This is a genomic window from Acinetobacter sp. WC-323, assembly GCF_000314615.1.
Classification (GTDB): domain Bacteria; phylum Pseudomonadota; class Gammaproteobacteria; order Pseudomonadales; family Moraxellaceae; genus Acinetobacter; species Acinetobacter courvalinii.
The window spans coordinates 262,943-275,135 of sequence record NZ_AMZS01000035.1 but is presented as its reverse complement, the minus strand read 5'-3'; the positions used below and the strand labels follow the sequence as shown (position 1 = coordinate 275,135).

The window sequence follows — 12,193 nt, the reverse complement described above, 5'->3', positions numbered from 1 at the left end:
TTAGCCTCGTACTGCTTTTAATGCTTCAGCAATCGCTTTCTTGAAGCGAGCAATCACTTCAACACATTCGTCTTGGTTGATAATTAACGGACAAAGCAAACGAATGACTGTACCGTTACGACCACCTTTCTCAAGCAATAATTTATTGTTGAAACATGCGGCTTGAATCGCTGCTGCCAACTGAGCATCCGCAGGATGAGAACCGATACGGTCAGCAGGTTTACGCTCATCAATGATCTCGATACCGATCATCAGGCCACGGCCACGCACGTTACCGATACAAGGGAATTCTTGGGCAAGTTTTTTCAACTCAGCTTGTAAGAAGTCACCACGCTCTTGCGCATTTTGAGCCAGATTTTGTTCTTTGATCACTTGCAGTGATGCCAGACCTGTACCCATCGCAAGTTGGTTGCCACGGAATGTACCTGAGTGTGTACCTGGCTGCCATGCATCAAACTTACGTTTAATACCTAACACAGCCAATGGCAAGCTACCACCCACCGCTTTCGACATCACCACAACATCAGGCTCGATTCCTGCATGTTCAAAGGCAAACATTTTACCTGAACGTGCAAAACCAGCTTGAACTTCGTCCAAAATTAAAACGATGTTGTGCTTTTCAGTCACTTCACGAATTTTTTTCAACCATTTAACTGGCGCAGTCACCACACCGCCTTCACCCTGAATCGCTTCAAGAATGACAGCTGCAGGTTTGGTTACACCGCTTTCAACATCTTCAATGAAATTTTCAAAGTAGTATGTCAAAGCATCAACACCCGCTTCACCACCTAAACCCAGTGGGCAACGATATTCATGTGGATATGGCATAAACTGCACGCCAGGCATTAAACCATTGACCGCATTTTTTGCGTTCAGGTTACCTGTCATTGCTAGCGCGCCGTGGGTCATACCATGGTAGCCACCTGAGAAACTAATCACAGAGCTACGACCCGTATAAGTTTTTGCAAGCTTAATTGCTGCTTCTGTACCATCTGCGCCTGTTGGGCCACAGAATTGTAAGCAATACTCTTCTTTACCGCCTGGCAAATATGCCAGCAGCGCTTCAGTAAACGCATCTTTTAAAGGAGTCGTTAAGTCTAAAGTATGCAATGGCAAACCACTTGCCAATGTGTCTTGAATACTTTGAATCACCGCAGGATGATTATGGCCCAAAGCCAATGTTCCTGCCCCAGCTAAACAATCAAGGTACTGTGTACCTTCAACATCAGTAACCCAGCAGCCTTGTGCTTTCGCTATCGCTAACGGTAATTTACGTGGATAACTACGAACATTTGATTCCATCTGACTTTGGCGAGTCAGATAATATTCGTTGGTTGCATTAGCGGCAGGATTTACGGAAGTAACGCTCATATCGAATTACCATCTCTGATATGGGTGAAAGAAATAAGTCTGGTGACTTGCGGTCGTTTGACTCGGTGCTTTTTAGAATCTAGTGAGACACAAATTTTATATCTTTCAACTAGGAGCGAGATGATACCTAATTTTGCAAGAAAATAAACACTTTTTATGCCTGACATTGATCTAATCTTATTGAAAAAATGTATCATTCCAACAACTATGATGAATTATGATCATACTATGTGACAAGCGAAAGAAAGTAAGCTTTTTTAAATCCTGATTGCATTTTTAGATAAATGGTCAAATCAATCTATCTAATTATCTAATTTTTAAAGTTTTTCATTTATTTTTCCTGTTGCAAAACACTGCTAATCCCTTACAAAGTCACCACAAAATATGCCGAAGTTCACCATCAGTTCTTTTTAATATCAAATCTGTAAAAAATAAATTTTCGATATCAAATTCTAAGGACAATTTTATGCGTACTTTAGCACTTGCTACATTGATGATCGGGGCGGCCCTCAGCCCAAAACTGTTTGCCCATGAGACAGAAAACTTGAACTATAATATTGTGAATATCCAAGCGGATGCCTCACGCCAAGTCGCAAATGATGAGATGCGTGCCATCCTGTATATTGAAAAAAGCAACAAACAACCGGCTGAACTCTCTAACCAGATCAATCAGCTGATGAATCAGGCGCAAGCAATTGCACGTAAATACAATCAGGTCAAGGTCGAAACCGGTACACAAAGTACCTATCCTGTTTATGACAATGACAGCAATAAACTGAAAGAATGGCGTGCCCGCGCCGAGATCCAGCTTGAAAGTAAAGACTTCAAGGCCGCAAGCCAGTTGATCAGTGAATTACAGCAAAGCTTCCAGACCCAGTCGATCAACTTTACCGTGTCAGATGAACAGCGTAAAAAAGTTGAAAACGAGCTGATGATTGAAGCATCGAAAAACTTCCAGCAACGTGCCCAAGCCATTACCCAAGCATGGAATAAGGGTCAATATAATCTTGTGAGCTTGAATCTCAATACCAGTAATTATTTCCCGCAACCGATGGCACGTGGCGGTATGGCAAAATTTGCGATGGCAGAAGCAGCTCCCGCGCAGGACATGGCCGCTGGCGAATCAAAAATCACGGTCAGTGCCAATGGTTCGATCCAGTTTAAATAACTTACTTTATAACCTTCAATAAAGGCAGAACTGCAATAGCTTCTGCCTTTATCGATTCATATCAAAATAATTTTCCAATTCATTCAAATCGGGTAGCTCATCAAATGCCCGAAGCACCTCATGTGCTTCCGCCCAACTCACTTTGGAATTTACACAAAAGTTTAACTCAAGTTCAGGGGTGAACTGTTCCTGAAGCAAGCCCAAAGGAATCCACATAATCTCTGGCTTACTGCCTAAGGCATTCGGGACAGGAGAACCACACTGTCTGCAAAAGCAACTGGTAAAGCCCGTCTCCTTGACATAGGTCTGAATCAATTTCTCGCCCTGCTGCCACCGGAATGCACCAGTCGGCACAACGGTAGAGGCATTGGAGACTGCCCCACTCTGCTTGCGACATAGACTGCAATAACAACGATAGATCATTTTAATCCGGTTGAGATGCAATTCAAATTGCACCGCGCCACATAAGCACCTGCCGCTAAAGTACTGTTTGTCATTGACTACACGCATGTGTTGTTATCCTGAAAATCGCTGATCGGCCTTTTTATTTATTTTGAGCCAGATTCTGTAATGAATCCCACGCAGCTTGGGCCAACGTTTCCCGATAAAGGCTCGGCGTTGTACTGACTTTTCCAGATAACCAGGCTCGGCTATAACTTTCTGCCGCTCCAATAACCAGAGACATCATCAGTTCTGCGGGTACGGCTTTCAACAGCTTTGCCTCGGTATAACGCCCGATCTGGCTGGCTATTTGCTGATTCCGCAGTTTATTTTTCTCATCTAGCTGCGGTCGGTATTCCCCCTGCATTACATTAAAGTGAGCCAGTAACAGAAATCTGGCAAATTCAGGCTGATCAGAGACCCAGTCGGTATAACTGTAAATCAGGGCGTACAAGCATTGCTGTAAAGAAAGCGCTTCCTGCAGGTACCGCTCACGCAATTGTGCCTGATCTTCCAGAGCCGCAAATACCAGTGCCGCGACAATCCCCTCCTTGTTTTTAAAATGATGGTAAATCGCGCCGACACTACTTTCGGATTTTTCACGGATCATTTCAATGCTGGTGGTTTCCAGACCATAGTCAAGAAAACAGCACAAGGCATCCAGTAAGATTTGCCGTTTTAATAAGGACTTCCGTTGCGGATATAAGCGTTCCAATAATTGCTGAGCGGCCTGCATAGTTCTATCAAATTTACCAATGGTCGGAACTATTGTGTATGACTTGACCACAACTTGTAAACAGAATTATATTCTGTAAAAGAATTTAATTCCGTTACAGGACGTCTGAACATGGCTTCAACCTTAGAACTCTGGCATAAAGTCTCAGCCTTACCGGCCGGGAAATGGACCTTTACCCGCATGTTATGCCTCAAAGCCCCTTATTTCAGTAGTATTTCTCCGCTATTTGAAGAACTGAAACCCAATTCTTGTAAAATCAGTATCAGGAAAAAACGTTCCGTACTGAACCATATTGGTACGGTGCACGCGATTGCGATGTGTAATATGGCAGAACTGGCGGGCGGTACCATGACCGAGGTGACAGTTCCTGCGACACATCGCTGGATTCCCAAAGGAATGACGGTTGAATATTTAAAAAAAGCTGAAACCGATCTGGTTGCAATTGCTACCCCGGTTGATGACCACTACGATTGGGATCAGGCGGGTGAATATCTGGTGAATGTCGATGTGTTTGATCAGCACAAGGACAAGGTATTTCACGCCACCATCACCATGTGGGTTTCCAAAAAGAAGAAATAAAATAAAAAAAGCCCTGAGGCACATAGCTTCAGGGCTTTTGTTAAGGGTTTATCGCTTACTTTTTAAATGGCAGTGCATATTTAAAAATACGCCCCACCACTTCACCAAACTGTTTTACAAAGCTGGCATTGTTGTAATTCAGTCCATATTTCTCACAGACTGCCTGTACTTTCGGGGCAACCTGACGGTAACGGCGTGCCGGAATATCCGGGAATAAATGATGTTCAATCTGATGGCTCAAATGCCCGGTTAAAATATGAAAGGCTTCTGAACCGGTCAGATTCGATGAACCGCGGATCTGGCGCATATACCAATGCCCGCGACTTTCATTCTGTAATACCGCTTTCGGGAATACTTCCACATCTTTGGTAAAGTGACCACAGAAAATGATACTGAAGGTCCAGACATTTCGAATCCCGTTGGCCACCAGATTGCCGGTAAATACAGGAATCGCGGCTGGACCGGCAATCAGTGGAAAGAACACGTAGTCCTTAAACATTTGCTTCAGGATTTTCTTCTGTGCAGGTTGCCATTCACGCTTGAATTGCGCGATGCTTTTACGCTTATACACGACCTTGCCCAACTCCAGATTCTGGATCGCAACACCCCACTGGAATAACAGGCTAAATGGGATGATGTAGATCGGCTGAATCAAGGTGAATTTAGACCAGCGCTGTTCCGGGAATAAGCGGAAGACGCCATAGCCAACATCATCATCCATTCCTTTAATGTTGGTATAGGTATGGTGCTTATAGTTATGGGTCTGGCGCCAGTTGTCAGAGGTACCCACCGTATCCCACTCATAGGTTTGACCGTTGAATTTTGGATCATTCATCCAGTCATATTGACCGTGCATCACGTTATGGCCCAATTCCATATTTTCCATGATCTTGGCGAAACCGAGTAAGCCCGTGCCCAACAACCATGCTGGCGGAAACCAGCCCAGAAATAAACAGGCACGCCCAGCCAAACTGCTATAACGAATGGTGGAATAGACACGGCGAATGTATTTCGCATCTTTTTCACCAATATCATCCAGTACGTCTTGTTTAATTTGATCCAGTTCACAGGCAAACGCATCTAACTCGGCAGCAGTCAGATCACGGTTTTTAGGATTTTTGAAAAATTCAATTTTAACAGGCATGTTCATAATCAATTTCTCTCTTATAGATCAATCACAAGATCAGACTGGGCTGAATTGACACAAATTTTTAGCAACTGAGCAGGTTCATTATTGGCAGCACCATTTAATAGGTTTTTGGTCGCACCTTGCGCCTTGTTGCAGGCACATTTATTACAGATTCCCATCCGGCAACCGTGATTCGGTTTAATACCTTGATGCTCTAAACTTGCAAGAATCGACTGGCCTTTCGGAATCACAATCGTCTTATTGGATTGCGTCAAGGTCACATTAATAAAACCGGTCTCAGTTGCATCCTCAGCAAATTGACTTAAACTAAAGGCTTCTGTTTGTAGCGCTGCGGCATCTTTAAACAGGCTTTCCGCTGATGCAGCAAAACCCGAAGGTCCACATGCATAAACTGTGGTGTCGCTTAAAACCGTGCACTGATCCACATGACTTTGATTTAAACGCTGATCCTGTTCTTGGGTATAAAAAATCTGATAACTAAAATTAGGGAAGTTTTCTGATACTTCTTGAAGATATTCAACATAGGCTGCGTCAGCCTGCGTTTTGACCCAATATAGCAATTGAACCGTATGGTGATTTAACTGTTTAGACTGGCACAAGGCTTCAATCAGACTCAGCATCGGGGTGATGCCACTACCTGCCGCCAACAATAGCAAGTGTGAGGTTGCAATGTGCTGTTGCATGTCACCATACGGTTGTCCCAAACGTAGCATATCACCGGTCTGACTGTGTTCAACCAGCCATGAACTCACTAAGCCCTGTTCAACTTTTTTCACGGTTAAACACAGGTGATCGGCATCAACCTGCATCAAACTATAGGTCCGCTCGTAATGACGTCCTGCAATCTCAACGGTTACCGGATGATGCTGCCCTGCCACACCGCGTATGACATGGCGGTTGCATTGCAAAATAAGACTGACCGTATCTTTTGCCACATTTTGTTTTTTTACGATTTTGGCAAGTGGCTGATTGATTGACCACAATGGATTGATTTTCTGTAACCAAAAATTGGCATCATGGCTGTTCATTACACTTTGAGCCAACGAATTAAATAGAGAATTTCTCTTTTCAATTGCTTGCATGAGCAGTTTTACTCTGGTGGTTTGCTAATTATTATACATATGTATATATATTTGTATATACACTCGTATAAGAATTTACATTTCACAAGTACACCGACAATCGCTATAATCCCGAGTAGCTTACTTATATATTGAAAATAATGGTTCATTCTTCTTTTTTACCGCTCGGCCATGACACCGTAAACGAACAAGATGTCATTCCCATGAAATCTCCTGTACGTTCGGTGGGTAGGAAAGCAACGATTACCAAAGAAGAGTTGTTTCAGGCCACACTGAGCCTGATCGGCCCACAAAAAAGTATCGCTTCACTCAGTTTGCGTGAAATTGCACGTGAAGCTGGCATTGCACCAAACAGTTTCTATCGTCATTTCAAGGATATTGATGAACTGGCCATTGCCCTGATTGATCAATCCGGTCTGGTCCTTCGTCGTATTATCCGTGAAGCACGTTTACAGGCTTCCAAGCAGCAAAGCATTATCCGTAGTTCGGTTGAAGTGTTTATTCAGCAACTGAATACCGATGAAGGCAACCTGAGTCTGTTATTACGCGAGGGTTATACCGGTTCAACCTCGTACAAAGCAGCGGTTGACCGTCAGCTCAATTTCTTCCAGCAAGAGCTGCAAGAAGACCTGATTCGTTTGGAACGCCTGAATAACAGTAAAATCAGTCATGCGGATCTGGCTGCCAAGGCCATTACCCAACTGGTGTTCAACATGGGGGCGAAAGTCATTGATCTGCCTGTGGAGCAACGTACGGAAGTTGCGGAACAGACCATGGTAATGATCCGTATGATTTTAGAAGGCGCCCGTCATCTAAATGAAATGGAAATTGATTAATTGTTTGTATCACCCTACGATGGACCTCGGCAAAATTAAATTTTGTCCTTTGCATCACCCCACATTCTAATCAGGCCTATAGATCATGAATCTACTGAATGACCGTCAAAGCATCATCGCCAGTTTTATCCTGATGTTTTTATTTTTAATGATGGTCATTCCCCTGCATTTACTGCCGAGTTTCTTTGCCGGATTTCTGGTCTTTGAAATTATTAACAGTTTGAGTTCGATTGTTGAAAAGCATATTGATGGCCAACGTGCACGTATCTTTATCAGTATTATTCTGGGGATATTGGCAACCGTACTGATCGGTTTCTTTATCACCAGCCTGATCAGTTTTGTGATTTATGATCTTAAAGGCACAGGACTCAATTCTTTCAATATCAAAATCGACCAGACCCTGATCAAGTTTCAGGCTGAGATGAGCCATTATTTGCCGGGCTATCTGCCCCATAGTGTGGCTGATATCAAGAATCAGATCTTGTCCTTTATCAAGAACAATATCTCGATTGTCAAAAATACAGGCACCGATATTCTGCACAATCTGGCCACCATGGTGATTGGCCTGATTGTGGGTATTCTGGTATCGATCCAGAATTTTAAACAGCATGCCCCACAACCTGCGTTTAAGGCGGCCATTCTGCATCGCATCCAGAAGCTTTCCGTTTCTTTTAAAAATGTTGTTTTTGCTCAGGTCAAGATTTCACTGATTAACACCGTGTTATTCATGATCTTTGTGTTTATTGTGCTGCCGATATTTAATATCCACTTACCTTTTGCCAAAACCCTGACCATTCTGACCTTTATTTTTGGTCTGCTTCCAATTATTGGCAACCTGATCTCCAACACCCTGATCATCATGGCCGGCTTGACCATTTCCCTGTCTGTGGCAGCGATTGCCCTGGCCTATCTGGTGATTATTCACAAGCTTGAATATTTTATTAATGCCAAAATTATTGGCACTAAAATCAATGCCAGTGCCTGGGAAGTGCTCTTGGCGATGCTGATTTTTGAAGCGATTTTTGGATTGAGTGGGCTGATTGTTGCGCCTATTTTCTATGCCTATATCAAACTGGAATCTAAGGATGCCGGGCTGATCTAAGCATTTTTATACATTCAAAATACTGGGCTTAACAGACTGAAGTACTCTTTAATCTGAATTAAAACGGTTGTTATAAAAAGAAAAGTACCGATAAGTAAACTTACAAAAGGCTAGAAAACGAAAACACTTAGAAGCCGGTTCAAGGCGTAAGCTAGAGATGAAGTAACGGTTTTATTCGTTCTATTTCATCACATATATAATTAAATGAGGTAACTATGAGTTCTTCAGCAACTAAAGCTTTAAAAGTATATACACGTAATAATTTAGATGATGCGATCAAAGAATCGACCGTAAAAATTTTAAACCAAATTCTTGCCAATCTGATCGATCTGTCGTTACTGACCAAACAGGCCCACTGGAACATGCGAGGCAGTAACTTTATTGCAGTGCATGAAATGTTAGATACGTTCCGTACGTCGTTAATTACCCATCTGGACAATGTGGCTGAGCGTGCAGTACAGATTGGTGGCACAGCGCTGGGAACCACGCAGTCTGTGGGTGAAAGTTCACACCTGAAGCCTTATCCGGTTGCTATCCATGCGGTGCAGGATCACTTAAAAGAACTGGCAGATCGCTATGGCGTGGTTGCTAATCATTTGCGTGATACCATTGATGAAATTCAGGACCCGATTTCAGAAGATATTATCCATGCTGCCTTAGAGGATCTGGATCAATATCTATGGTTCCTGGAAGCCAATATTGAACAAAAATAATTAAAACAGCTGATAAAAAAAGAGGACCCACGGTCCTCTTTTTTATTTAACGCTCGATTATGGTTTAACCACCACCAGCACCTGAATCGCTTCAGGGGTTACAGAAAGACCATCTAACAGGCCCAAGCCTTCTTTCTGGAATTTCTGCAAGCGCTCGATTTCATCTTCACGAATACTTGGATTGAATTGCTTGAGGTAGCTCAAACGATCAATCTCGTATTGCCATTTACCACTGTAATGCTCTTTGGCTTGCTGCATCAATTCTGGCAATGAACCCTTGGCAATCTCTAAAGCTTGCGCATAACGGGTTTCAATCACTTCACGGCGCGCTTTTACGACCTGACGGCAGCTATTGCCATCCAAATGATGCAGATACGGACGTAAAATGCTTGGATCAATCTTGGCAGACAAATCCTGACCATTTTCACTGAGTAATACGCGAATCAATTGTTTCGGTAAACTTGATGGCAAGTTTAAGGCTTTCGGTGCAACCACATCGACCTTAAACCAGACTTCAAGCAATACCGAGCCTTGTTTCAATGCATTTGATTTCAACAAAGCCACATTGGTACTACCAAATGACTGGGTGCGGATCATTTCCATCACACTTTCAATAAATGGATGTTCCAGCGTCAAGTATTGTGCATCTTCACGGATTTGTGCCTGATCACGATAGAATGTCGCCGTCATGCCTTCTTCATCCAAGGTCAGACCTTGCACCTGCATCTGATCGGTCGGCTTGATGATCACGGTACCGTTGCTTTGCTCATCAAAATCAATATTGGTCGATGACATAAAACGCTTCACAAACATGGGTAAAGTGGTGTTGTCATCATAATCTTCAAGCGCTTGCACGATACCCTGCGCAACCACTGGACGGCAGGAATTGTACTCAAGCAAACGGTCACGACCTGCCTGTAATTCAGCTTCCAATGCCTGACGCTGTACATTGACTTCTTCAAGCAGGTCTTCAAAGGTCTGGCCTTGATCTGCGAGTAAGCAATCTTTCAGCTCAACAATAAAATTCTCTTGTAACGTTTGCGCGGTTGGAGAAATATTGCTGAAAATATTCAGTGCTTCGTTGTACCAGCGGAACATACGCTCTTGCGCTGTGCCCACGAGGTAAGGTACATGAATCTGGATACGGTTTTCCTGACCAATACGATCCAGACGACCAATACGCTGCTCAAGGACGTCTGGGTTTGCTGGCAAGTCAAATAAAATCAAGTCACTGGCGAACTGGAAGTTACGACCTTCCGAGCCAATCTCAGAACATAATAAGATTTGAGCGCCATAACTGTCTTCGGCAAAGTAGGCTGCCGCCTGGTCACGTTCGAGCAGGCTCATACCTTCATGGAACATCGCGGTACGAATACCAGCATGTAAACGTAGAACATTTTCCAGCGCTTCAACCACTGGACCACTACGGGCAATCAATAACACTTTTTTGTGTTTTAATTCTTTACGTAGCACTTCCATCAACCAAGGCACACGCGGATCATTTTCCATCCATGCGCCATCCAGTTGACCTTCTTCTGGCCACATCTGTTCGCGCATTTTGCCGTCCATTGACCAGTCTTCTGGCGCTGGTAAAGGCGCTGGCTGGCAATCACGTCCCGGGAAGCCCTGAATCGCTTCGCGGGTATTACGGAACAGGATACGACCTGTGCCATGACGGTCCAACAATTCATGAATCGCACGCATACGCTGTTCAGGCTGATCATCAATCCGATGACCCAACAAGCCTTCAAGTGCAGCAAGATGCTCTTCTGTTAGTGCTTCATCTGACATCAATACTTCTGCAATTTTCGCAGTTTGCTGGTATTGCTCTTCTTCATCCAGGAAACGGTCAAGGCTGCTAAAACGTTGCGGATCAAGCAAACGTAAACGGGCAAAATGACTTTCTACACCCAGTTGCTCTGGGGTTGCAGTGAGCAACAACACACCTGCGGTCTGTTCAGCCAGTTCTTCAACCAGGTCATAGCGATCATTGCCACCCTCTTCCTCACTCCACATCAAGTGATGCGCTTCATCGACCACCAATAGATCAAAACCGGCTTCCATCGCTTGCTCACGCAAGTCATCATGGTCAACCATCAGGTCAACGCTGGCAATAATGCATTGTTCAGTCAGGAACGGATTTAAATCAGGATCATGTTCTTTGATCGATGCGGTACGGGTCAAATCAAATAAAGAGAATTGCAAATTGAAACGGCGACGCATTTCAATCATCCACTGATATTGCAGTGAATCAGGCACCAAGATCAGGATACGTTCTGAACGGCCTGTTTTCAGTTGCTGGTGAATGATTAAACCTGCTTCAATGGTTTTACCCAAGCCGACTTCATCCGCCAGTAAAACACGTGGCGCAAAACGTTTACCGACTTCATGGGCAATATAAAGCTGGTGTGGAATCAAACCGACACGGGCACCCAGAAAACCACGTAACGGGCTGGTATGCATTTGCGCCTGCAATAACATGGCTTCAATACGCAGGTCATACCATTCTTTATAATCAACTTGGCTAGCTAACAAACGCTCTAACGGTTTTGACAGCTGGATTTGTGCACCGATACGGGTTTCGTTCAGTGACTTGCGCTCTTGTTCGCCATTTTCCAGGCTACGAACCACATCATAACGCAGTACACCATGACGATCTTCAATCGACTCAACCGTCCACTTGATACCTTCCTGGTCTTGGACTTCATCATTCACGTTAAAGATGATGCGAGATAAAGGCGCATTGTTACGTGCATAGACACGCGTTTCATCACTTTTAGGGAATAAAATGCTGATAGAACGTTCATCTACATCAATCAGAACCCCTAGACCGAGTTCAGTTTCAGTATCTGATAACCAACGTTGACCAATAGCAAACTGCTGCAATTTTTCCACCTTTATCTCAAGTTAGCCCACATATTTTATGCCCTGACCCCAATAAAAGTTAAGGCATTTTATGTAGTTTTCAACGATGTATTTTGACACAAAGCATCATTAAATAGCGTGCATCACATC

Annotated in this window: 11 protein-coding genes; 5 read left to right on the top strand and 6 right to left on the bottom strand. The window is 43.7% G+C overall.

Annotated elements, in window-relative coordinates; genetic code table 11:
- Positions 1–1,371, bottom strand: a complete 1,371-nt coding sequence (locus ACINWC323_RS11390) for a diaminobutyrate--2-oxoglutarate transaminase (protein ID WP_005231743.1) — start codon at positions 1,369–1,371, stop codon at positions 1–3.
- 466 nt (positions 1,372–1,837) lie between these two features.
- On the opposite strand from ACINWC323_RS11390, the gene ACINWC323_RS11395 reads away from it, so the two are divergent.
- Complete coding sequence (locus ACINWC323_RS11395) at positions 1,838–2,539, top strand: SIMPL domain-containing protein (RefSeq protein ID WP_009510793.1); 702 nt, start codon at positions 1,838–1,840, stop codon at positions 2,537–2,539.
- A 48-nt stretch (positions 2,540–2,587) separates the two neighbouring features.
- On the opposite strand, the gene ACINWC323_RS11400 is transcribed toward ACINWC323_RS11395, so the two are convergent.
- Both ACINWC323_RS11400 and ACINWC323_RS11405 read right to left on the bottom strand, forming a co-directional pair.
- The gene (locus ACINWC323_RS11400; RefSeq protein WP_009511288.1) at positions 2,588–3,049 is read right to left on the bottom strand and encodes a GFA family protein; all 462 of its coding nucleotides are present in this window, start codon (positions 3,047–3,049) and stop codon (positions 2,588–2,590) included.
- 34 nt (positions 3,050–3,083) lie between these two features.
- Complete coding sequence (locus ACINWC323_RS11405) at positions 3,084–3,716, bottom strand: TetR/AcrR family transcriptional regulator (RefSeq protein ID WP_009511079.1); 633 nt, start codon at positions 3,714–3,716, stop codon at positions 3,084–3,086.
- Positions 3,717–3,827: 111 nt separating this feature from the next.
- Here ACINWC323_RS11405 and ACINWC323_RS11410 point away from each other — a divergent pair, with 111 nt between their 5' ends.
- Complete coding sequence (locus ACINWC323_RS11410) at positions 3,828–4,295, top strand: hotdog fold domain-containing protein (RefSeq protein WP_009511001.1); 468 nt, start codon at positions 3,828–3,830, stop codon at positions 4,293–4,295.
- A gap of 55 nt (positions 4,296–4,350) precedes the next feature.
- Here ACINWC323_RS11410 and ACINWC323_RS11415 read toward each other — a convergent pair whose 3' ends face one another.
- Together ACINWC323_RS11415 and ACINWC323_RS11420 are read right to left on the bottom strand one after the other, a co-directional pair.
- Complete coding sequence (locus tag ACINWC323_RS11415; protein ID WP_009510936.1) at positions 4,351–5,445, bottom strand: fatty acid desaturase family protein; 1,095 nt, start codon at positions 5,443–5,445, stop codon at positions 4,351–4,353.
- A 14-nt stretch (positions 5,446–5,459) separates the two neighbouring features.
- The gene (locus tag ACINWC323_RS11420) at positions 5,460–6,527 is read right to left on the bottom strand and encodes a ferredoxin reductase (RefSeq protein ID WP_032881346.1); all 1,068 of its coding nucleotides are present in this window, start codon (positions 6,525–6,527) and stop codon (positions 5,460–5,462) included.
- 140 nt (positions 6,528–6,667) lie between these two features.
- On the opposite strand from ACINWC323_RS11420, the gene fabR reads away from it, so the two are divergent.
- From fabR to dps, 3 genes are all read left to right on the top strand, one after another.
- On the top strand, positions 6,668–7,363 hold the full coding sequence (gene fabR / locus ACINWC323_RS11425) for an HTH-type transcriptional repressor FabR (RefSeq protein WP_005231751.1): 696 nt from the start codon (positions 6,668–6,670) through the stop codon (positions 7,361–7,363).
- Positions 7,364–7,448: 85 nt separating this feature from the next.
- Positions 7,449–8,465: an AI-2E family transporter gene (locus tag ACINWC323_RS11430; RefSeq protein WP_005231752.1), complete on the top strand. Its 1,017-nt coding sequence runs from the start codon at positions 7,449–7,451 to the stop codon at positions 8,463–8,465.
- A 215-nt stretch (positions 8,466–8,680) separates the two neighbouring features.
- The gene (gene dps / locus ACINWC323_RS11435) at positions 8,681–9,178 is read left to right on the top strand and encodes a DNA starvation/stationary phase protection protein Dps (protein ID WP_005231753.1); all 498 of its coding nucleotides are present in this window, start codon (positions 8,681–8,683) and stop codon (positions 9,176–9,178) included.
- A gap of 57 nt (positions 9,179–9,235) precedes the next feature.
- On the opposite strand, the gene rapA is transcribed toward dps, so the two are convergent.
- Positions 9,236–12,073 (bottom strand): RNA polymerase-associated protein RapA, encoded by a 2,838-nt coding sequence (gene rapA / locus ACINWC323_RS11440; protein WP_009510900.1) that lies wholly within the window; start codon positions 12,071–12,073, stop codon positions 9,236–9,238.
- Between the last annotated feature and the right edge of the window lie 120 nt (positions 12,074–12,193).

Excerpts from the sequence above, each read along its gene's own strand:
- ACINWC323_RS11390 (WP_005231743.1), bottom strand. The coding sequence starts at position 1,371 with ATGAGCGTTACTTCCGTAAATCCTGCCGCTAATGCAACCAACGAATAT.
- ACINWC323_RS11395 (WP_009510793.1), top strand. The coding sequence starts at position 1,838 with ATGCGTACTTTAGCACTTGCTACATTGATGATCGGGGCGGCCCTCAGC.
- ACINWC323_RS11400 (WP_009511288.1), bottom strand. The coding sequence starts at position 3,049 with ATGCGTGTAGTCAATGACAAACAGTACTTTAGCGGCAGGTGCTTATGT.
- ACINWC323_RS11405 (WP_009511079.1), bottom strand. The coding sequence starts at position 3,716 with ATGCAGGCCGCTCAGCAATTATTGGAACGCTTATATCCGCAACGGAAG.
- ACINWC323_RS11410 (WP_009511001.1), top strand. The coding sequence starts at position 3,828 with ATGGCTTCAACCTTAGAACTCTGGCATAAAGTCTCAGCCTTACCGGCC.
- ACINWC323_RS11415 (WP_009510936.1), bottom strand. The coding sequence starts at position 5,445 with ATGAACATGCCTGTTAAAATTGAATTTTTCAAAAATCCTAAAAACCGT.
- ACINWC323_RS11420 (WP_032881346.1), bottom strand. The coding sequence starts at position 6,527 with ATGCAAGCAATTGAAAAGAGAAATTCTCTATTTAATTCGTTGGCTCAA.
- fabR (WP_005231751.1), top strand. The coding sequence starts at position 6,668 with ATGGTTCATTCTTCTTTTTTACCGCTCGGCCATGACACCGTAAACGAA.
- ACINWC323_RS11430 (WP_005231752.1), top strand. The coding sequence starts at position 7,449 with ATGAATCTACTGAATGACCGTCAAAGCATCATCGCCAGTTTTATCCTG.
- dps (WP_005231753.1), top strand. The coding sequence starts at position 8,681 with ATGAGTTCTTCAGCAACTAAAGCTTTAAAAGTATATACACGTAATAAT.